Origin of the sequence: Wolbachia endosymbiont of Armadillidium arcangelii (genome assembly GCF_040207875.1) — a bacterium.
Lineage (GTDB): Bacteria > Pseudomonadota > Alphaproteobacteria > Rickettsiales > Anaplasmataceae > Wolbachia.
This window is the reverse complement of record NZ_CP157942.1, coordinates 505,654-527,594: the sequence shown is the minus strand read 5'-3', so window position 1 is coordinate 527,594 and position 21,941 is coordinate 505,654. Positions and strand designations below refer to the sequence as shown.

Below are 21,941 nucleotides of genomic sequence, written 5' to 3'. Positions count from 1 at the left end.
AAACGATCTGAAAATCCATTATACCGCTGCGCGTTGCAGCGGTATTCTCGATTAGTAACTTATGCTTTAGCAGCACAACCTCCAAACTGTTGTGTCGCATTAGGATCACCAAATGCATACCCAGGTGTGCCATCATAAGAAGGAGCACTTGGAGAGTAAGCAGGTGGTGGTTCACGATACGAAGGATCTCTATGATAATTATCTACCGCTTCTTTAGCTCTCTCAATATTTTCTGACTCTTTCTCATGCTTCATATGAAAAGCCAAACTACCAGCAAAACATACAAGAGAATTAATACCAAGAATGACTAAACCCCAAACTGGTAAGACTGGGTTAATAGCGCAACCTACCAAAGCTGCTAAAGAAATTGCACCAACTGCAAATTCTATATTTCTGAACATTTTAAGTTTATTATCCAGGTAATCTACCTTTTCTGATTTTCTAGCCGTTTTTTCGCTGCTGTTGTACCAAACACACATTAAAGCATGGAAAGCAACACACGCAACTACAGCTACTATCCCTAAAGCTAATAATTTCCTGTTGTCTTCTGCGTCTTTTTTCTTATCTTCTCTGCTTAGCTGGTTACTACTACCAGAACCAAGGTTATTTATAATTGTAGTATGACCATTACCACTAAATAGGCTACGCAGTAGAAAATAATCCCAAAAATCTAAACCTCTATTATTGTGTACATGTACGTGTGTAACCTGAGGTCCCGTAGGTTGTGCCTACTACTTCCATTATCACGTTCTGTACTGTGCCTACGAGTTGGAATGCTATGTGTAAACTCTCCATACATTCTGTCGAACTCTTGCTCATTCCAAGTCGAATTCAGTGTATGCTGTAAAAACTCTTTAACATTATCGTTACTGTCAGATTTTTTTTATATAGGCAAGAGCATACCTTTCTAAAGCACTATCACGCATAGATATTTTCCTCAAATTAAGATTAAATTAATAAATACTCATTATAACAAAGTAAAGTTTACTTGTCAATTCAACCATAACCTAATACCCAGTTAATATCCTTCCCACCAGTTCTTTTACTGTCGGTACGTAGCCATTCTCATAAAATGGGTCTTGCTTAAATCTGTACACATTGTGTCCAGAAAACATGAGTTCATTTTCAACATTGCCGTCATGTACAATGTTTTGCAGTGTCTTTTGTATACAGAAACTCCTTGGATCTGGTTTTTGTCCTGTTGAATGGTCACCGTGATCTTTCCAATTGCTAAACAAACAATGGCTCAAACATCCCATGCAATTGATTTGATCTTGTCTTATCTCTGAAAATTTGCTTGGTGTCACAAAAATAACAGTTGTATCTGGAGTTTTCATTGCCTCTGTATAACCTGCTTTAGTCCATGTATTTGCTAGTTCTTTGCCTTTTGCAGTAAGGTAAATCTTTCTACCTCTGCTACCCATTGCAAATTCATTATTAAACTCTTCGCTTGCACTTTCCGAAAATTTTATTTGACGTGAATTTCGTTCCTGTAGCTCATGTATGAAGTTATTTCTTACTGCAGATGAGTAGAACCCTGTTGGACTAAATTTATTTAAAAATACATCACCTTCTTCTAAAGTAAGTAACTTCTTTTTCCATTCTGTAGAGATCGGGCTTTCTTTCGTCAAAAGCGGACGAGTACCAAACTGAAAAGCTATTGGTCCGATTTGTAAATTGTCAAACCAATGTTCCCAATCTTTCAAATGCCACACTCCCCCCGCCATAACAATTGGTGTTTCAGAAAGACCGACCTCATTCATGAAAGATCTAAGCTCTGCAACTCTTTCAAATGGAGCCTGTGGTAATTCCGGATCTTCACTATTACTGAGTCCATTGTGACCACCAGCAAGCCACGGATCCTCGTATACTACTCCACCAAGTAAAAAAGAAGATATTTTTCGGTAAGCACGCTTCCATAATGCTTTAAAAGCGCGTGCCGATGAGATAATAGGGTAATAATAAACTTGATATTTAGCTGCAATTTCTCCGAGTCTGTAAGGCATACCAGCACCGCAAGTGATACCATGAACTAAGCCTTTTGCTTTTTCTAATATGCCATGAAGCACTTGTTCTGCTGCCCCCATTTCCCAAAGCACATTCATATGTACTCTTCCACGGCCTTTTGATATTTCATTCGCTATTTTTGCTTGACTAACTCCAGCCTCGATACTATACTCAATTAATTCCTTATGTTTTTCATTTCTTGTTTTACCTTTATAAATCAGTGGTACTAACTCGCCGTTGTCATCGATAAGTTTAGCATTTGCACCAGAAAACGTACCGACAGCACCTGCTGCAGCAAATGCCCCACCTGATCTTCCATCACTGATTGCAATGCCTTTGCCGCCCTCGACGATTGGCCACACTTCTTTCCCTGAAATCACTATCTTTTTTATCTTATTTTTCAAAATTTCCTCTTAATCTTTTACTCTATTTTACTTGATTACTAAAAAAATAATAGCTTTTCTTTTAATACACATACATTCAGTTTTAAGTAGACATAACAGCTACGGCACATATTCTCTTTAAGAAGTCTTTTGCTATATGATAATAGGTCTAACAGGTGGAATTGCAGTCGGAAAGAGCTTTGTAGCCAATTGCTTTAAAGAATTTGGTGCCATTGTGTTTGATGCCGACTCTGTCGTGCACCAGCTTTATAAAGTGGACGAAAACATAATAAGTTATGCAGAAGAAAAATTTTCTGGGGTAGTAATAAATGGGAAAATTGATAGAACAGTATTGTCTAAATATTTTTTAGCCTATGATGAAAATTGGAAGCAATTCCAGTCTTTAGTGCATTCCGCTGTGCGAAATGAATTAGAAATTTTTATTGCTCAGGAAAAAAAGACCGATAGGAAGCTCTTAGTCTTGGACATTCCACTCCTGCTGGAAACTAGATTCCGTTTATATTGCGACTTTATTGTTTTCATCCATGCAGATAGCATTGTGCAAGCTAAAAGGCTCAGTGAGCGTAATATGGATAAAGAAAAGCTGGATCTAACGTCCAGTATTCAGCTACCTATTGAAGAAAAAAGGCAAATGAGTGACTTCATCATCGATACCAGCGCAAATGTTTTTTCTCAAGTGAAAGATATAATAAACTCGTTAGATTTCAGCATGTGATACGGTTATTTTCCACCAGATTACTCCGAATTTTAGCTGTACTATCCGCAGGTTTTACCATTAAAATTTCAAACCTTGAGCCTGCGTTCAAAAACGATTCTACTGATCTGCCGAAAAAATCATATCTCCATCCCTTGAATAATTTATCTATCTTCCCAGATATTGATCCAGCTAACTCATTTTTTGATGAAACTAACTTTCTTGATATGTTGTTTTCCTTACATTTGCTCTCTAAAATAATCGAGAGTATATCAAATACAGATTTATCATAATTATCTGACAGAGTATAATTTTGCTGCACAAATTCCTTTTCATTCTCATTGAAAATATCTATAAATTCTAATAAATCTTCCTCTTTTATATTTTTTGTGTTCCTCTTAAGGTCATCTAAAACCTCGTCAATACGCTCCACATTTTTTTCAATAAGACCAATTATTACAGCATTATTAATTACTTTATTACGATTGATATTATAGCGTTGTGCTAAAGTCTCTTGCCACTCACTTACTGCTTTAACAACTAACATTAGCCTCGGATTTGCTTCATAGTTAAATTTAACCCTCCTCCATGCATCTTTTGGACTATGCAAATACCTATTTATATTAACCAATAATTCCATCTCTTCTTGAAACCAACTCATCCTATTACTTTCTTCAAGTTTACTGCACAATATTTGGTGTAGGTCATATAAGTGTACCACATCGCTTATTGCATAGTCTAATTGGTCCTCAGATAGTGGACGACCTAACCAGTCTGAATTTTTAGCTTTAATCTTATCTAGCACTATCCCTTGATATTGTTCTACTACTTTTGAGTAACCAATAAAGTCATGATAATAATGACAAAACATAGCAGCAACTTGAGTATCAAAAATGGGAGTGGGAACACACTTAAACACAGTTAATAGGGACTCTATGTCTTGCCGACAACTATGAAAAACTTTGGTTATGTCTCGATTCAGCATTATCTTCTTAATGAGCGACAAGTCAATCTCTGGTACTAGTATATCTACAATAAAACTCTTATCTCCGTAAGAAATTTGAATTAGCGACAATCTTGGGTAGTAGATTAAATTGTTTCTAATGAACTCCGTGTCAACTGCTATAAATTTTGGCTCTTTTGCTATCAACTCTTCACATGCATTCTCCAGTTCCGATGTCGTACTAATTAGCATATATTTTTTATTCAGTGGCTATATTTTACCACTTATATTAAATCTTTACAATTGGTTGAAATTCAAAGCACAACTATATGATAACTAACTCTTCTGTAAATATACAGTTTTGCCAGACACAACAGTACGTATTACGCACCCTTTTACCTTACGTCCATCGAAAGGAGAATTCTTTGACTTACTAGCAAAGGTGTCAACTTTAATTTCCCATTCATGATTCAAATCAACTAAAATTAAGTCCGCTGCAAGGTTTTTTTGTATACGACCACGTGGCACATGTATTATATCTGCAGGCTTATATGTCAATTTTGCAAGCACATCAAGTAGACCCATTTGTCCACTGTGATATAGTTCAAGTGAAAGGGGCAGAATTGTTTCAAGGCCAACAATACCAAATGCAGCATTTTCAAGTGGTAGATCTTTAGAACTACGATCATGGGGTGCATGATCAGTTGCAATGCAATCAATCACACCTGTTTTTAAACCTTCAATCATAGCTAAACGATCTTCTTCAGTGCGAAGCGGCGGATTCATTTTTGCGATTGCTCCATGTTGCTTTACTATATCTTCGGTTAAAGTAAAGTGATGAGGAGTTACTTCACATGTAACATTTAATCCCAAATCTTTTGCACGTTTAATAGCATCAAGTGAATCTTTTGAAGATACATGTAAAATATGGTAGTGTACATTTTCTATGTCCTTCATTAGCAGTATATCACGAGTTACCATAACCGATTCCGATGCACTCAAGATTCCCTTCACTCCCAATTCTTCAGAAATCTTACCCTCATTAATTGCACCACCAGCAGATAAATTTAAATCTTCTGCATGTTGAGCAATAGGAACATCAAGCATACTTGAATAAAGCAGCGCCTGTCTCATAATCATTGGGTTCATAACTGGCATACCATCATCGGTGAACCCAACCGCACCTACTTCCTTTAAAAGTGCCATTTTAGTTAATTTTTCTTCCGAAGTGGTGATTTTAGCGTAAAATTCAACATTCACATGTGAAGTTTCAAGTGCTCTATATTTCAAATATTTAGCCAAGACAACACTATCAATTGCTGGAACAGTGTTTGGCTGACAAACTACAGTTGTAACGCCTCCTGCAGCTGCAGATTTGCTACCCGTATGTATAGTTTCTTTATGCTCTTGACCTGGTTCACGAAAATGCACGTGAATGTCAATAAGGCCTGGCATTAGAACAAGCCCTTTACAGTCTATTGTTTCATCAACTCCACTTGTTGAAAGTAATGATTCGCTAAAATCAACAATTTTATCCCCTTCAGTTAACAATGAACCTTTTATATCAAGTTTAGTTCCTGGGTCGATAATACGAGCATTTATATACGCAATTTTATAGCCTTCCTTTTGCCCTGTCTGCAATAAATTCCAAGATTGTGTCATTATATTTAAGTATCGATTACAAAATAAATCTAAAGTTTTTTTAGTAAAATACAACCAAATTAAAGTGATGGTATAATAACTAGCAATAAAGAATATTTAAATTACTAACTTAATATCTAAGCAGCTATTCTATAACTATTATTTTCGATCTCGACATTACTAAGTGCTGTATTTGCCTTATAAAAACAGTAACATCCTACTGCAAGAAAAGTTGATGCAGCTATAATAAGTGAAACACATATTGCTAAATGAAGCATTGTTAGATTTGCACCAACAGCAAATGCTCCAGATGATACAAAAGAAACAGCGGCGTAAATACCTTGCTTTTTACTATAAATTCTTGCTTTCAAGAATTTTTCATTTAGCTCTTCATCTTTGCTTTCAGATTGTTTCTTTAGATTCTTCTCTAGTACTTTACTTTTATTTTCAGATTCCTGTAGCCTTGTTTTCAGGTCGTTATTTTCATTTTTAAGTTGAGTTACTTCGTCAGTTAAGCCTTGCCTTGTATCATTCAGCTGATTACTTTGTGCAGTCAGTTGAGTTACCTGAGCTTCGAGCTTTCCAATCTCTTCTTTCTTCCTTTCAAGCTCCCTTGTTTGACTAGCTAAATTACTGTTTTCCTCTTCAAATTGAGCTGCTTCTCTAGTTTTTTCATTCAAGCCTTTCTGCAACTTGTTAACTGCGTTTTCAAATTCCTTTGTTTTTGCAACTAAGCTTTGCTGTGCTTGTTTTAGTTCTTCTTTTAATTGAGAAGCATTGTTCTTTGCAATATCTAGCTCTTTCTCCCTCTCTTTGAGTTGAGCTTGAGTATCCTCCAGCTCTTTTCCTGTAAATTCTGCCTTTCCTTTTAGCTCAGTTTTTGCTTCCTTGAGCTCTGTGATCTCTGCTGTGAGAACAGCTATTTTACTAGCCTGACCTTGCTTTATACTGTTCAGCTCTTCTATTTTTTTCTTGAATTCTTTCTCATTTTGTTTTGATTGAACTTTCAAATCTTCCAGTGCCTTCTTTTCTTCTGCAAACTGATTGTTCAGATTACCAACATTCTTTTCTAGCTTAGCGTTTGTTGACTTAAGTTCCTTTATAGTACTATTAAGCTTGGTTACTTTTTTAGTTTGTTCATCCAGCTCTGCTTTCTTTTCTGCAAGCTGATCTTTTGTCCCTTTAAATTCTGCAGTAAGTTTATCTACTTGATCATTGAGTTGATTAGTCTTCTGTTGTTCTTGTGTTAATTTTTCTTTTTCATCATCTAGCTCTTTAGTTTTTCCAACCAAACTTTGTTGTATATTCTTTAACCTTCCCTCTAATTGAGTTTTTTCATTAGTAAGCTTAGCTACTTCTTCTTCTCCTTTTTTAAGTTTTTCTTCTACGTTTGGAGCATATTCAATGGGTATTTCAGAAAGCTTAATCTCTTTATTTTCTTCCTCAACTTTTTTAAAGAACTCCTTATCATTCACATCGACATATGACAAAACTGCATGGTAAAATATGCCACAAATATAAGCAATAGGAAGATACTTAGATGGATTGTTGTCTGATTTAAAATTCTCCTGCTGCACTTCCTGAATAAGGTTATAATAGGTATCAATTTTATGATAGTGTGGCTCCAAATACTCTAAAGCTTTACCCGTTTCCAGTTTTAATGGTTTACCTACATGCTTATAATGCATACCAGCATTACCGTGTGGCAAACATGGTACTGGATCTGATTGACAAGCTACTCTAGTAGTCTTATTTCCAAGACAATCATTGTAAACTTTAGCAGCACCATTATAGAAAACTCTTGGAGAGCCAAAAGTTGCAACATGAACATCTTCGGCATTTTCTGTTTTATTAAGGCATAAAGCAGCTATACTAGCAAGAGCACCTCCCATGCTATGACCTGTAACATTGATTTTTAAATCTTTGATTGCTAACCCTTGATCATTAGCATAACCTTGTAATACTTTATGTATGCTAGGCCAAGAGCGTTTGAATAAGAAGTAGAAACCAGAGTGGACATAATGATCTTCAGGTAAAAATGATAATTTAGCTAAAGAAGCACGAAGATCTTCCTTCACATCATTCAAATCGCGAGTCCCATGATAAGCTATAGTCACTTCCTCGCCTTTAATAAAAATATAACCAGCATCTCGATTATATGAATTGCTACCAGTTAAAGCATAGCCGACATCGTGTTGTTCTAACTTATAATCAGTATCCGAGCAATATTTGTCTTCAATGAGTTCATTGTCGTAAAATTTTATAATTTGATAACCTTCTTCTTCAAATTGCCTTTTAGTTTTGTACTCATCTTGCTTTAATTTTCTGTCCACATTACCGTAGGAAATCTTGCTAAAAGTACACATTTTTCGCAATTTTTCTTTATCAAATCCTGCAATTTCTCTTTTTATCAGATCAGCAAGATCAGAAGCATAGTCTAATTCAGCTTGTTTTGTATTTAAACCTAGAACTTCGCATAAAGCAGCATGATCTAAATCAGGTTCTTTATCTAAAGATTCTATTAAACTCTTATATATTCCATTTATAAGGAGAGGATCAGAGTTAGCATTATCTACTTTACTAAGAAATGATTTTAACCGTCCAAGAGAATTTTTGTATTGCGGAGTTTTCGCTTTATTTAAAAGTAATTCTAAAGCTTGAAGTGTTTTGCCTATTTCCTCATGATTAATATGCTCAAAACTATTACCAATAGAATTCATTGAACTTTCAGCAACAGTTGATCCGCTCAAAGAAGTATGTAGATCATTCTCTAGATTAGGAGGCGCCATATTTCTTACCTACTATAAGCTTAATTAATTTAAGTATACTACTTAGGTAAGTATTTAGTCAAGTAATGTATTTAATTTATTTAGTGAAATTACTAAAATTCTCTTATTTTTAACGATATAAGTAACACGTAAGACTTAATCCACTCCATTATGTTCTGAGACCATACATCTAAGACTTTTACTTGTTACAACTACTGTGCCTGCAATCTTATCATGCCAAGTTTGGCAACTTTTGTCGAAGCTTGCCCATATGAAACCTAAGAATAGTGGTGTAGTTGACAATATAAAGGAAAAAAACCTCTTTATTGCTTGTTTGAGAGTCAATTTTTCAAAAGTTTGTGCACTCACAACTCTAAGCCCAAGTAATAATTTTCCAGGTGTAGCACCAAACCTTATCCACATATATGCCACATAACTAAAAAGCATAATAAATTGAACTATCTGATTTAGAACTAGTAACTTAATTACTTTACTCTGCATTGCTGTTTCCTCTGCAGATAGTGGCACATGCATTTGATATTTTGCAGCAACTTGGCCTAATATTTTACTACTCTCTGAGCTCATAAAGAGTTGATTTAAGACCTGACCGCAAAATTGCAAAAATAAAACAATGATAATTAAATCAAGTAGCACTGACAAATAGCGTCTAAGTCCCGTTACGTAACATATTCCATTTTCATCTTTCTTTACCCTTTGAATAGCATTTATAGAAGAAAGAATGGCAAATGAACGATTAAAAAACTTGTGTAACATAAAGCACTTTCCAATGTTTGAGTGCCCCTGGCCGGACTTGAACCAGCATGCTCTTGCAAGCAACAGATTTTGAGTCTGCCGTGTCTACCATTCCACCACAGGGGCCTACTTTAATGCTATAAGCAACACAGGATTAGTCAAATTTTTTTCTCTTTTAAGTCGAGATTGAATATTCTACAATAATCAATCATTACTCTAAAAACTTAAAATGAATGAATTAGTTAACCTTATTGATTCAAGAGAAGAAATATGTAAATTGCCACATAATTTAGAAGCAGAGCAAATGCTCATTGGTGCAATGATTCGAGATAATAGAATTTGTGATGCAGTTGAAGACATAATCACAGCAGATAATTTCTATGATCCACTACATCAAAGCATTTTTACCCAGATATCTAAAACCAGAAAACACGGCATAGTCGCCAATGAATTAAGCCTAAAGATGTTTTTTGAAAATGATAAAGCATTTGCCGAATGTGGTGGAGTTGAGTACCTAGCAAAACTTGCAGCAAAGGCAAGCATTGCACTTGATATCTATAGCTTGACCAGAATAATCCGTGATACTTATTTAAGGAGATGCTTAATCAAACTCGGGCAGGAGATAGTTGACGATAGTTACAACTACGACATTGAAAATCCTGCACAGGTACAAATTGAGCAGGCAATGACAAAATTGTTCAACTTAGCAGTAAAAAAGCAAGGTGAGAAAACATACATAAAGCTTACAAGTTCAATTAAAGATGTGGTTGAGAAGATCAGCAAGCTGAAGAATAACCCAGAGGCGCTAGGTATTACAACCGGACTTCAAGACCTAAACCAGCTTCTTGGTGGTTTGCAGAAATCTGATCTGTTAATTATAGCTGCAAGACCTTCAATGGGGAAGACAGCATTGGCGCTGAACATCGCACTTAATGCTTGTAAGATTTTGCAAAAAAGAACAGATAAACAACACTACGTAGCGTTTTTCTCACTTGAAATGTCAGCAGAGCAATTGACTGCAAGATTGATTACTATAGATTCAGGCATTGGTTATTATAAGGCACTGACTGGGAGAATTAGTGATTTTGAATTACACGAATTCATTAATGCTAGTACAGATCTATCCGAATTACCTTTCATCATAGATGACACTCCTGCGTTATCAATTAGTGCTCTTCGTACCAGAATACGTCTTCTCTATCAACTATATAATGTAGAGGTGGTCTTTATCGATTATCTGCAGTTAATTCGAGGAACAACAAAAAGGAGTAGTGAAAATAGAGTGCAAGAAATCTCAGAAGTGACACAAGGTTTGAAAGCAATTGCAAAGGAACTAAATATTCCCATTGTCGCACTATCGCAGCTCTCTCGTTCTGTTGAGCAGAGGGATGATAAGAAACCACAACTTTCCGATTTACGTGATTCAGGAAGCATAGAGCAGGATGCAGATATAGTAATGTTCCTCTATAGAGAAGAATATTATGAATTAAGAAAACAGCCAAATGAAGGGAGTAATAAACATCGAGAGTGGCAAGAGAAAATGGAGAAAATTAGAAATATTGCAGAACTGATTATTGCAAAACAAAGAAACGGACCAATTGGTAGTGTGAAGCTACATTTTGACTCTAACAGAGGTGCGTTTAAAGATTATACAGAAAGATATAGTCTCTAGTGGTCTTTAGGAAATGCTGGAAGTATTCAACAAATCATACGAGTCAAGTTAAGGAAAAATAAGAATGAAGAGGATAGAATAATAAGGTATAAGTTCTGCAAGATACATTTTTAATGAGAGAAGCAACAATGAATAAAATAACTCGCTTATCAAAGAACCTCAATGAATTTTTAATGAAAAAGCAATCGATTAAGACAGAAAAGAAAGAGGTAATTTCACTAGGCTCTGTGAACAAAATGTTAGCAGGTCAAATTAATTGAGGGCAGGAAGTATAAAAAAGCGGTAATTTAACCTAATGATCATAAATATAGAGAAGTTACCGTATGAAATATCACATAAAAAAGGAAATTTGGAAGCAAATTTTTGCATTTTTAAAGAGCACAAAAGGAATACACAGTAAAAATGAGGAGAAGTTAAGAATATTTATGGAAGCAGTGTGGCAAAGTGGCCGCCAATGACCAAGAATTTACGGTAATTACAGGAGTATACATAGGAGGTTTAAAAAGTGGTGCGAAAAGGGAATTTTGGCAAAATTACTTAAGTATGCACAACAAGATCCAGATTTGGAAATCTCCATAATTGATGGAACAATCATCAGATCTCATTCATGTTCAGCTGGATATAGAAAAGATTCTCAGGCTCAAGAGGTCTTAGGGCGGAGTAAAGGTGAACTAAAATCACGCACTTGTTGACGCATTGGGAAATCCACTCAAATTTATTCTGACCTTAGGCCAAAGGAACGCAGGCATCACAATTCTGATTAAAAATGTCTCTAGCTCCACTGTAGTGGCCGATAAAGGCTATATGCTTTTATTGCTAGTCTTGAAAGTAAAGGATGCACTGTTGTTATTCCACCAAAGCGGAATCGTAAAGTGCAGAAACATTATGATGAGCATATTTATAAAGAGCGGCATCTGATTGAGTGCTTCTTCGGGAAAATTAAAAATTTTAAACGCATTTTCTCTCGTTTTGATAAGACTACTGAGGTCTTTATGGGTTTTTTGAATTTTATCAGAGTACTCATATGGTTATTCTAAAATTTTGTTCACAGAGCCTAGTTTTATGTGTGTGATTCATAGAGGTTATTACAGCTGATTTGTCAAATCAAGTCTAAACTCGAAATAGGTAGTCTGTTAAGAGATTTTATATTTTTGAAGTGATCTTAACCTCTGATCGTGCTTGTAATTTTGCATGACAAATGGCTCTTTTGACGAGATATAATTTTTTTGCACTTCACTTAAACAAGGAATTGTACTTTCTAGTTCTTTGCCATGGAGTTTTTCCTTGAAGAGTACTATGAGAACGTTGTTTATTATAATATTCTTCCCAACCTCTAAGTTTAATTTGCAGTTCAGGATCCTTGATGTTAACGCTACTATAAAATTCATCTAAATCTGTACGCTGTGCTCTTTCCACTTTGCCATTTAAATGTGGAGAAAACGGCTTAATAGGACGAAATTTAATTTTCCATTCTACTAAGCACATTCCTACACCTCATAAGCAAAAAATTCCTGCCCTCTATCAGTTTGAATTCTTTGACAATGAAAGGGCATTCTTTCTCTTAGCTGTTCAAGGAAATCCAGAGTATTTTTTGAAGCATACGCGTCAAGTTAAGAGAATACGCCCAATATAGCAACCATTTAAGGTTTATTTGTTATATTTATTTTTTAAGAAATCTTGATCTAAAATAAGATAATTTTTTTTAAAGAATCGGAAGTGTTAAATAAACTGTGTCAAACCGAATTTTTAATTCAACTCAATTTTCAATCTACCAGGAAAGAAGATGTCAAGTTGAGATACAGTTAAAGACCAATTAGGCAGAGCCATTTTTGCTCTACTTTTTTTATAGCACAATATACCTGCTTATACAAGGCATTTGTGTTGGTAAATGCGCCCTTGGTCTTGGGAAATTTCCTAATTTGCCTGTGTAGCCCCTCAATGGGATTAGTAGTATAAATTAGCTGCCTAACTGGCCCAGAATATTTAACACTCCCGGCTGGTGTTGAGTTTTCGCTCGCAATTTTTCCATAACCGTCTACACTTCTCCAACCAAGCAAAAAACAACCCATCTTTTTGGCAATACGGCAAACCTGTGTAATTCGCTTCACCTCAACAGTTGCATCAATAGTATCTTTTATTTGGGTTGCAAAATTTTCTCCAGTGTAGCCGGCATCAACTAGTATATTTTGAGAGGTTTTCTTTAGCATTTTTAACCATTATCAAAGCACTGCTACGGTCAGTTACTTCTGCAGTTGTCACATGAATTGCATGTCTTGAGTATCAACTGCAACATGGGTTTTATACCAGAAATCTTTTTGCCAGCATCATAGCCCTTCTTTTCAGCAGTATCTGTGTTCTTTACACTCTGTGCATCAATTATACAAAAGCTGATTTTCTCTCTCCGACCATTGCTTTGTCTCAATTAATTTTTTTTAAGACTAGTTGCAGAAAACTTGATTCTTCTCCATTTTTTTATTCCAGATTTGAAAATAGTAGTATATGTTTTCCCACTTTGGAAAATCCTTTGGTCCATTGACAACCGCTTTTTAGAATGTACAGCACTCCACAAAATATACCATAAGTTTTCTTGGCCTTGTTTTCTTTCTGCTGCTTTCCAGTATTGGTCTGATTTTTTTAAATTGTTCTCGACTTACATCACTTGTTTTGCATATATATATACCACACTCTTAAATCTATGCCTACTTTACCTCATCCTCTAGAGATTTTAAACAGGTTCTAAGAATCTGTAGCTTTCAAAAAGAAATTAACTACAGATTTTATATCTAAGTTATTTTACAGAATTTTTCCTTTCTTTATTTAACACCCAAACTTACAACATTGAGTGCTTTTCATGAAATACGAGGTCATTTTAAGTTATAGTTAAGCCTATATTCAGCGAATTACTTTCGCAAGTACAATTGATTTTAGTGTTATAATGCTCTAACAGTAAAGAAGTCATATAGATACTAATGTTTTTTGTGTCCAAAGGAATATCATTTTTTTTTGTTAACTTGCTTACTAATGATGTGCTTATTGATCTATGTTCATTTTCTACTTTTATAGTTAGTAGTGTTTTATCTTCTGTTTTAGCCAGCAAAATAGACACTAATTCAATTTGTGCCACTGCACTGACTATAGTTATCACCATATTGGAGATTATCTTATTTATTCTTTCAATTAAGTCTTCTGTAGGGCATTCACTTATCTTCCACTTAAGCTTTACTTTTTTTTTAATAAATAATTTTCTATATTGGATTTAGTCTTATCAAAGCTGCGATTATCTAATGAAGAAGAATACGCTTGCTTCATAACTTTATATTTATATATTAAACCATTAGAGCTTTCTTCAAGTAGTGATGTTATTTCTTTTAGCATATTAGGATTGTTTTCTTCAAACTCTTCCAATCCACCCACTATTCCTTGCATAGAACTAGCAAGATCATGAAGAATTCGTCCTGATAGGCATTCTGTTATTAACATTATGTTTTTATTCATTGGATAAAAGTATAAATGATTTAAGTTAACCCTATATTGGTAGGCACGTAGTAGTCAATTTAAGAGAAAGTTTCGTTGTGTTTTTTGTGTCCAAGCATTAATGTAGTATTAATAATTGTGAGATTTATAAAAGAACTATGAGTACTTATGCTAAATCGGGAATAGATCTAAAACTATATAATGAGCTGATAAAAAAAGTTAAACCTATTATTGAAAAGACTAAAGGAGAAGAAGTAATTAGCGAAGTAGGGTCATTTTCTGCATTGTTTGATTTTTCTACGCTGAGTAAGAAGTACGACCATCCAGTGCTCGTTTCCTCAACTGATGGAGTGGGAACAAAATTGTTAATAGCTCAAGAAGTGAATAAGCATGATACTATAGGTATAGATTTAGTTGCAATGTGTGTAAATGACTTACTTGCACAAGGAGCAACGCCTTTATTTTTTCTTGATTACTTTGCAACAGGCGTTTTGAGCAAAGACGTTTTAGTATCTGTGATCCAAAGCATTGCAAAGGGGTGCAAGCAAGCTAAAATAGCATTGGTTGGTGGAGAAACTGCGGAAATGCCTGGAATGTATGGTAATAATCACTATGACCTTGCAGGATTTGTAGTTGGTGTAGTTGATAAAAGCAAAATTCTTCCAAAATGTGATGCTATGAAGGAAGGTGACTATATAGTCGGCTTAGAGTCAAATGGAATTCATTCAAATGGATTTTCTTTGGTGCGCCATATTTTCAAAAGCTTAGGTATAAATTATAATGATATATCTCCATGGAATAATAAATCTTGGGGTGAAATACTACTTGAACCAACAAAGATATATGTTGATTCTTTGTTGCCTATCGTGTCAAAAATAAAAGGCATTGCACACATCACAGGTGGCGGATTAATAGATAATATTCCGCGGATTCTTCCAAAAAACTTATTTGCAAACATAGACATTAACTCCTGGAAGTGGCCAGATATATTTTTATGGCTGGAAGAAAAAGGCAAAATAGAAAAGAGAGAAATGTTAAAAACATTTAATTGTGGTATTGGTATGGTGCTGATTGTAGATCCCGAAAATGTTAAGGATGTGGAAAGCCATTTCCAAAAGCGTGGAGAAAAAATTGAAATTATTGGAAAACTTGATGAAGCATGTAATCCTCTATCTGATAGAGTGGTATTTAGTTAACCTAACTTTACTGGCAGTCTTTTTGCAACTTCTAAGTATGCTTCTTTCAAGTCACCTAAATTCAAACGAAAGACGTCTTTATCTAGCTTTTTATAAGTATTTTTATCCCATAACCTGCAGTTATCAGGGCTGATTTCATCGGCTAAAATGATTTTAGTACTGTCATTTATTAATCTGCCAAATTCTAATTTGAGATCAACTAAATGTATATTTGCATTTGAAAATAGGTCGACTAAAATTTTGTTAATCTCTAAAGTTTTAGCTTTAACTTCATCCATTTCTTTGCTAGATAGCCAATTAAAGTACAGTATGTGATTTTCATTCACCATTGGGTCGGCTAGGTCATCATTTTTGTAAAAAAACTCGATTATAGGAGATGTAAGTGCCTCACCTTCTTTGATATTAAAACGTTTGCAAAAGCTGCCAGCTGCAATATTTCTAACCACTATCTCAAGAGGTATTATCTTAAGTTTTTTAACTAGCTGTTCTCTTTCGTTTAGAGTTTTTATAAAGTGCGTGCTAATTCCTGCTTCTTCAAGCTTTTTCATGATAAAAGCACTAACATGATTATTAATTATTCCTTTACCCTCAATGATTTCATATTTTTCCTTGTTGAACGCTGTAACATCATCTTTAAAGTGCTGTATGACAGTTAACGAGTCTTCAGTTGCTATAATGGATTTTGCTTTACCTTCGTAAATGATTTTATTCGATGACATGATTAATTTAGCTGTATACTATAAGATAATATCAAATTGCTGCTTAGTTTACTACAAATTTGCTAATGACATTTAGTGTTACAGTGTTAACCATATTTCCAGAAATGTTCCCCGGGTTTTTGAACTATTCTCTTGCCGGAAAAGCGTTAGAAAAAAAAATATGGAACCTTGAAGTAATAAGTATTCGTTCTTTTGCAAAAGATAAACATTCAACTGTGGATGATGTTCCATATGGAGGTGGAGCAGGAATGGTTATGCGTCCTGATGTGGTTGGCGATGCAGTTAATAACGTGCTTTCTGTTCATAAAAATACTAGATTTATTTATATGACTCCATCTGGCACAAAATTTAATCAGAATATTGCCAGAGAATTATTAGAGTTTCCTCATATAACAATATTGTGTGGTCGATTTGAAGGTATTGACCAAAGAATAATTGATGTATATACTCCTTATGAGTTAAGTATTGGAGATTATATACTTTCAGGAGGTGAGCTGGCTGCAATGGTAGTTCTTGATACATGCGTTAGGCTTCTTCCAGGTGTAGTAAGTAATTCCGATAGCGTTATTGAAGAAAGTTTTAGTTATAGTGGTGGTATGCTTGAATATCCTCAATATACTAGACCTGAGCAGTGGAATGGGCATAAAGTTCCTGAGGTTCTATTGTCTGGCAATCATAGGAAAATAAATGATTGGAGGCAGGAGCAATCTTATGTTATAACAAAGGAGCGTCGACCCGAGTTGTTGAATGGAGATGATAAATGACAAATTTGCTTGAGAAATTTAATGAGCAGCAAATGCAAATACTAACTAAAGAGCTGCCGGTCTTTCGTCCTGGTGATGATTTGAAGGTCACTTTTAAAGTAGTTGACGGTGCAAGTGAACGTATACAGATATTTGAAGGCGTGTGCATTTCACAAAGAAACCGCGGATTACACTCTTCTTTTTCAGTTAGAAAGGTAAGTCATGGAGAAAGTATAGTATCGCAATTTTTTGTTTACTCTCCTGCATTGATTTCAGTACAAGTGATAAGAAAGGGAAAGGTCCGTAGAGCAAAATTGTATTATCTGTGCAAGCTGTTTGGGAAAGCTGCAAGGGTCAAAGAACGTACTACTTATGTTAAAAAGAAATCTAAGTAGATACAATAGGGAGTGATGTCAATTGTGTCATCCCAGTGCATGGCACTAGGATCTGCCTTATTCTATATCATGGATGTGATTTTTAGCATAGAGTCTGTTGTCTGATTTGTAGATATTTTTATAACTGGATTCCAGTGTTAGCTACTATGTATGACATCAATGGTTATTAAACTGGACGTTTGTACATCTATGGGCTTGACGATAGGATCCAGGAAAAATAAATGAGTATAAAGAAAAAATTTCTTAAATTGCTTCAGTCAAGGCGTGTGCACGCTCGTATAAAAAGGAAAAATAAAAAGAACAGAATGTTACGCTTTTGCTCTTTCACGGCACTAGTTATCTCACTTGGCTGCCCTATATGTATATTGTTAAGTATATTAGTTAACTCCTATAGCGCCTTAACAGTAACGAAAATTTTATTGCCAATTGAAATAAGTGCTGATCTTACTTTAACGAATAATCCTGGTGATTTCCGATATAAGTCCATTATCCTACTCAATAATTCTTTACATAAAGTATTTGAAGGAATTGATTTTAAAGACAGTGACGAAATTTTAAGTCGTAACTCTTACAAGGAGCTAGAGAAGTTTTTTCTTAAGAGAGTAAAAAATAGTGGTGAATATGAGATTTGGTTTACCGCATCGAGTGTGATCAATTCAGTATATAAAAATAAATGTTTGAATGATCGTTACGCTAAATTACTTGATTGCTTGAAAGAAAAGGGGAGAGTAAGAAAATTTTTTAATAAGTCTCTATTTCTTAAGTCTGATTCTCGTGAGCCCGAGAATGCAGGGATTTTAGGGGCATTTATCGGTTCATTAATGACAATTGTAGTGTGCTTAGTATTGGCACTACCAATAGGAATTATGTCGGGCGTCTGTCTTTATGAATTTATGCCTAAAAATAGGCTAATAACTAGTATTGTAGAAATTAGCATGAACAACCTTGCTGCAGTGCCTTCGATAATATTTGGTGTAGTAGGACTGACTCTCTACCTTGGCATATTTGGGCTACCCCGTTCTTCACCGCTTGTTGGTGGGATGACTCTTTCATTTATGATGCTGCCTAATATTATCATTGCGACAAAAAATGCCTTTACAAACGTTCCTATTGCAATAAAAGATGCAGCTTTTGCTCTTGGAGCACCTCACGTCAAGGTAATATTGGATCACTCTTTGCCGATTGCGTTACCAAGGATAATACATGGTGCTGTGCTTGCAATTGCAAGGATTTTAGGAGAGTCTTCCCCTTTACTTATGATAGGTATGGTAGCATTTATTGCTGATACACCTACATCCTTCTTCGATCCGGCAACTGTTCTACCTGTACAAATATATATATGGTCAAGTAGTCCTGAAATTGCATTTATTGAACTTGCTGCCATTGCAATTATAGCTTTGTTGTTAATGCTATTTGCTTTGAATTTAATAGCAAATTTTGTAAAAAGAAAGTTCGAGTTTTTTGATTCATGAAAGTTATTGTTTTATCTGGTTATGGCTTAAATTGTGAAAAAGAAACTGCATTTGCATTTATGGAATGTAGCAGAAAACTTGATATCAGCAATGTAGAAGTAAAAATTGTTCACATTAATGAGGTTATAAATAATCCAGATAAACTAAAATCAAGCAATATACTTGCAATTCCAGGAGGTTTTTCCTACGGTGATGACACTGGTGCTGGCAATGCATTTGCTTTGCGTATTAAGAACAACTTGTTAGACGAATTTCAAGATTTCTTATCTCAGGATAAGCTTATTATAGGAATATGTAATGGTTGCCAGATATTAGTAAAATTAGTTCCAGAATTCTCTAATCTAGCTTTAATTCCTAATGATATAGGTAATTATCAATGCTGTTGGGTTAGAGTGAAAGTTAATCCACAAAGTAATTCTGTTTGGCTACAGGGTCTGAATGAACTATATCTTCCTGTTGCTCATGGAGAAGGCAGGTTTTTTATGGATCAAGATATTTTAAATCAATTGGTTGAAAATAATTCCTTTGCACTACGTTACGTTGATGGAGATGGTGACTATGCAAATTTACAATTTCCTTACAATCCAAACGGATCTACATATGATCTGGCAGCTTTGTCAGACAAAAGTGGTAGAGTGCTAGCTTTAATGCCTCACCCAGAGAGGGGAATGTTTTTCACTCAACAAGATAACTGGCCGTTTGAAAAGGAAAAGTACAAACGCTTAGGTGTTGCTGTGCCAAAATATGGTGATGGGATGCTTGTATTTGAAAATGCACTAAGGTATTTTTGTTAAAATTGATTTGTAGGGATTTATAATCGATTCTGGTATTGCAAAAAGCCACTTGACGGACCTTGCTATTTCTCTTATCGTGGCAGTAAGGGTACTTATGACCCATTGTTTTTGACCTGTAGGCTCAATCACAAAATTCAGTAAAAAACTCAGGGTATTTATTGGCGGATTACATAAAATTATAGCGGCTGTATGTCTTTTTTATTTTTTCTACATTCAACCAAATCGCGCTTAAAATAAGCGTTAGCACATTATTACAACGCCAATTTCTATTATTATAGAGTCAAAACTCTCTACTCTGAGCTTCTTTTGCCTTTTTTCTACTTAGTTAGATTATTTGAGAAATTAATTAAAATATTTATAATATTGACTTTTTATCACAACAATGCTAGTATTAAGCTAATATTACTTTAGTGAGGTGTGAGCAATGGTTGATGTAGCTTTCATTGGCGTAAATACAGTTATTGATAACGGATACAGAAGAAAAATAAACTCGTTATGTCAGGGTTATTTTTAGCTGTATCAGCAGCAATTGCTGTCTGGTTTATCCTTCCTGGATCGCAAAATGTACTTGCTTCATTTTTGCTTCCAGCTATATTCCTTCTCTTGACTCTGTCTATGGGATATTATACGTTTCTTTTTGGTTGTGAGAAAAAATCTGTAGTAGACAATGTCCTTGGGATCTGCTGAGTCAGTTAAGAGAGTGCGTTGCCAAGACGGGCAGGCTTTGTTACATAGGAGAAAAAGATTCAGCAGTGATTCTGTTATAGAGTAAATATCTATCAAGTAAATACAGCTTATGCCACAAAGAATGAAAGTCAGCAACTGAATTGAATATAACAAATTTCTAGAAGAAAGATATCAACTATGTTTAAAAATTTTTTATTTGTGTAATTTTGCAACTTCATATGGGCAATAAAACCCCGTTTTGTCGTATAAGAATAGAATTTTATATCAAACAGCTACTACCTTGCTTAAGCCAATGAATATGTGCGTTTAGTGTGTGTGTGGACGCACATATTCATTAACTAATTTTAATTATTGCCATGTAAATTTCTAAACATGCAAATTAATTGCTTCTTTAAGTCTGGCATTGGCGATGACTATAATTTTACGCATAAGTGCAGTGAGTGCTACCATCTTTCTTTTACCACTATCAATAAGCTTACAATAAAAAGCAGCAAGTTCTGACTTGGAGTTTCTAGCAGCCATAGCAGCTGTGAAAAGCTTTGAACGAACGTTACTTCTTCCACCTATAATCCTTCGGTAACCAATAGCTTTACCACTTTCCTTAGGATGAGGTGCAACACCTGCAAGGCTTGCAACTTGCCTTTTGTTTAAGGAACCAAGTTCCGGTATAAGGCACAATAAACATTGAGAGGTTTTTCTACCTATTCCAGGAACTGTTTCAAGAATCTTCTGGTATCGGTTCAGTTCAGGGTTTTCATTGACTATTTTTTGTATAGCTTGATCAAGCTTTTCTACCTGATTATTGAGGAATTCAATAGTTTGTTGACAACTTTCCTTAATGTAATCATTTCCAGGAGTTTTAAGCCTATTTTTTTCTTGAACAAGCATTTTCGTAATATCATCACGACGCTGACAAAGTGTAAATAAGGTGGTTTGTTCTTTTGAGATAGGTGTAAATAGCTGCAGACGTCCACAACGCTCAACACCATATTGGGCAAGCGCTTTTGCATCCAGATTGTCAGTCTTTGCCAAAGTTCCATGAGATAGAATGAAGTTTTTAACTTGACGAGTATTAGCACGATGCACAGCAATGTTTCTGTCAATAAGAAAATACAATAAGCCAAGCTCATAGCCTCCTGTAGCTTCTAAAATTATCATGGAATTGGGTAAGATATTTGAAAATTTTTGGTAAAATTGTTTCCAGCCAGAACAACTATTGTCAAACTTGATAACACTTTTTTGTTCATTCACTGCAATGACAAATTCAAGTTTTCCGATATCAATGCCAATAAAATTTTGATAAGATATAACCATAAAGAACCTCGAGAGTTTAAGTTAAAATTTAAGATTGTAAACGGGTGCATATGTATGTCCCAAACAACTATTCAAACGTCTCGAAGGATAGGCTTGAGTACCTTGATATCTACGTATGTGTAATACTACCGTCTTACGGTCGCTCAAGCCTTTGATAACTATATTTTTTTATAGAGCTACCTTCCTTCTTGCTTCTTTTATATCATATTTCCAACTTACAACCGTCTTGCTAGTCAACAAAAAAATTACTCAAGCTGTATCATAA

The 21,941-nt window shown here is 34.8% G+C and carries 20 protein-coding genes, 1 tRNA gene and 2 pseudogenes; 9 read left to right on the top strand and 14 right to left on the bottom strand.

The window, feature by feature from the left end; all coding sequences use genetic code 11:
• Window positions 1-59: 59 nt before the first annotated feature.
• On the bottom strand, window positions 60-401 hold the full coding sequence (locus ABLO99_RS02675; protein WP_349968148.1) for a hypothetical protein: 342 nt from the start codon (window positions 399-401) through the stop codon (window positions 60-62).
• 606 nt (window positions 402-1,007) lie between these two features.
• Window positions 1,008-2,411 (bottom strand): NAD(P)H-dependent flavin oxidoreductase, encoded by a 1,404-nt coding sequence (locus tag ABLO99_RS02670; protein WP_349968146.1) that lies wholly within the window; start codon window positions 2,409-2,411, stop codon window positions 1,008-1,010.
• Window positions 2,412-2,547: 136 nt separating this feature from the next.
• Here ABLO99_RS02670 and coaE point away from each other — a divergent pair, with 136 nt between their 5' ends.
• Entirely contained in the window at window positions 2,548-3,126 is a 579-nt protein-coding gene (coaE, locus tag ABLO99_RS02665) for a dephospho-CoA kinase (RefSeq protein ID WP_349968144.1), read from the top strand.
• Here coaE and ABLO99_RS02660 read toward each other — a convergent pair.
• The 5 genes from ABLO99_RS02660 to ABLO99_RS02640 form a co-directional block, all read right to left on the bottom strand.
• Entirely contained in the window at window positions 3,116-4,300 is a 1,185-nt protein-coding gene (locus ABLO99_RS02660; RefSeq protein WP_349968142.1) for a ribonuclease D, read from the bottom strand. The genes coaE and ABLO99_RS02660 overlap by 11 nt on opposite strands.
• 84 nt (window positions 4,301-4,384) lie before the next feature.
• A complete protein-coding gene (locus ABLO99_RS02655) occupies window positions 4,385-5,710 on the bottom strand; it encodes a dihydroorotase (protein ID WP_349968140.1) in 1,326 nt (441 codons plus the stop codon).
• 116 nt (window positions 5,711-5,826) lie between these two features.
• Window positions 5,827-8,478: a lipase family protein gene (locus ABLO99_RS02650; RefSeq protein WP_349968138.1), complete on the bottom strand. Its 2,652-nt coding sequence runs from the start codon at window positions 8,476-8,478 to the stop codon at window positions 5,827-5,829.
• A gap of 135 nt (window positions 8,479-8,613) precedes the next feature.
• Entirely contained in the window at window positions 8,614-9,231 is a 618-nt protein-coding gene (locus tag ABLO99_RS02645) for an RDD family protein (RefSeq protein ID WP_349968137.1), read from the bottom strand.
• A 22-nt stretch (window positions 9,232-9,253) separates the two neighbouring features.
• Window positions 9,254-9,336 (bottom strand) — tRNA-Leu (locus ABLO99_RS02640).
• A 103-nt stretch (window positions 9,337-9,439) separates the two neighbouring features.
• Between ABLO99_RS02640 and ABLO99_RS02635 the strand changes: the two genes are divergently transcribed.
• From ABLO99_RS02635 to ABLO99_RS02625, 3 genes are all read left to right on the top strand, one after another.
• Entirely contained in the window at window positions 9,440-10,882 is a 1,443-nt protein-coding gene (locus tag ABLO99_RS02635; protein ID WP_349968135.1) for a replicative DNA helicase, read from the top strand.
• A gap of 323 nt (window positions 10,883-11,205) precedes the next feature.
• Window positions 11,206-11,340 (top strand): hypothetical protein, encoded by a 135-nt coding sequence (locus tag ABLO99_RS02630; protein WP_349968133.1) that lies wholly within the window; start codon window positions 11,206-11,208, stop codon window positions 11,338-11,340.
• A 66-nt stretch (window positions 11,341-11,406) separates the two neighbouring features.
• Window positions 11,407-11,574: a hypothetical protein gene (locus ABLO99_RS02625; protein ID WP_349968132.1), complete on the top strand. Its 168-nt coding sequence runs from the start codon at window positions 11,407-11,409 to the stop codon at window positions 11,572-11,574.
• Between the two features lie 541 nt (window positions 11,575-12,115).
• Here the strand turns inward: ABLO99_RS02625 and ABLO99_RS02615 are convergent.
• The 5 genes and pseudogenes from ABLO99_RS02615 to ABLO99_RS02595 all read right to left on the bottom strand — a co-directional run bounded on the left by ABLO99_RS02615 (window position 12,116) and on the right by ABLO99_RS02595 (window position 14,377).
• Entirely contained in the window at window positions 12,116-12,367 is a 252-nt protein-coding gene (locus tag ABLO99_RS02615; RefSeq protein ID WP_238580427.1) for an integrase core domain-containing protein, read from the bottom strand.
• A 261-nt stretch (window positions 12,368-12,628) separates the two neighbouring features.
• A pseudogene (locus ABLO99_RS02610) lies at window positions 12,629-12,879 on the bottom strand (transposase); the annotation flags it as partial.
• Window positions 12,866-13,560: pseudogene (locus tag ABLO99_RS02605) on the bottom strand (IS5 family transposase). The pseudogenes ABLO99_RS02605 and ABLO99_RS02610, both read right to left, overlap by 14 nt.
• A 191-nt stretch (window positions 13,561-13,751) precedes the next feature.
• Window positions 13,752-14,087 carry a histidine phosphotransferase family protein gene (locus ABLO99_RS02600; RefSeq protein ID WP_238580455.1) on the bottom strand — a complete coding sequence of 112 codons (336 nt, stop codon included), beginning with the start codon at window positions 14,085-14,087 and terminating at the stop codon, window positions 13,752-13,754.
• 14 nt (window positions 14,088-14,101) lie between these two features.
• The gene (locus ABLO99_RS02595) at window positions 14,102-14,377 is read right to left on the bottom strand and encodes a hypothetical protein (RefSeq protein ID WP_047759543.1); all 276 of its coding nucleotides are present in this window, start codon (window positions 14,375-14,377) and stop codon (window positions 14,102-14,104) included.
• Between the two features lie 137 nt (window positions 14,378-14,514).
• On the opposite strand from ABLO99_RS02595, the gene purM reads away from it, so the two are divergent.
• The gene (gene purM, locus ABLO99_RS02590; RefSeq protein ID WP_349968130.1) at window positions 14,515-15,552 is read left to right on the top strand and encodes a phosphoribosylformylglycinamidine cyclo-ligase; all 1,038 of its coding nucleotides are present in this window, start codon (window positions 14,515-14,517) and stop codon (window positions 15,550-15,552) included.
• On the opposite strand, the gene purC is transcribed toward purM, so the two are convergent.
• On the bottom strand, window positions 15,549-16,271 hold the full coding sequence (purC, locus tag ABLO99_RS02585) for a phosphoribosylaminoimidazolesuccinocarboxamide synthase (protein WP_047759544.1): 723 nt from the start codon (window positions 16,269-16,271) through the stop codon (window positions 15,549-15,551). The two genes, purM and purC, sit on opposite strands and share 4 nt — an antisense overlap.
• A gap of 65 nt (window positions 16,272-16,336) precedes the next feature.
• Between purC and trmD the strand changes: the two genes are divergently transcribed.
• The 4 genes from trmD (at window position 16,337) to ABLO99_RS02565 (ending at window position 19,675) form a co-directional block, all read left to right on the top strand.
• A complete protein-coding gene (gene trmD, locus ABLO99_RS02580; protein WP_349968129.1) occupies window positions 16,337-17,035 on the top strand; it encodes a tRNA (guanosine(37)-N1)-methyltransferase TrmD in 699 nt (232 codons plus the stop codon).
• The gene (gene rplS, locus ABLO99_RS02575) at window positions 17,032-17,409 is read left to right on the top strand and encodes a 50S ribosomal protein L19 (RefSeq protein ID WP_047759546.1); all 378 of its coding nucleotides are present in this window, start codon (window positions 17,032-17,034) and stop codon (window positions 17,407-17,409) included. The genes trmD and rplS overlap by 4 nt, the downstream gene beginning before the upstream one ends.
• 221 nt (window positions 17,410-17,630) lie before the next feature.
• On the top strand, window positions 17,631-18,881 hold the full coding sequence (gene pstA, locus ABLO99_RS02570) for a phosphate ABC transporter permease PstA (protein WP_047759547.1): 1,251 nt from the start codon (window positions 17,631-17,633) through the stop codon (window positions 18,879-18,881).
• On the top strand, window positions 18,878-19,675 hold the full coding sequence (locus ABLO99_RS02565; protein ID WP_047759548.1) for a phosphoribosylformylglycinamidine synthase subunit PurQ: 798 nt from the start codon (window positions 18,878-18,880) through the stop codon (window positions 19,673-19,675). Before pstA ends, ABLO99_RS02565 begins: the two co-directional genes overlap by 4 nt.
• A 1,053-nt stretch (window positions 19,676-20,728) precedes the next feature.
• Here the strand turns inward: ABLO99_RS02565 and ABLO99_RS02560 are convergent.
• Window positions 20,729-21,676 carry an IS110 family transposase gene (locus ABLO99_RS02560; protein WP_349967103.1) on the bottom strand — a complete coding sequence of 316 codons (948 nt, stop codon included), beginning with the start codon at window positions 21,674-21,676 and terminating at the stop codon, window positions 20,729-20,731.
• Window positions 21,677-21,941 lie beyond the last annotated feature (265 nt).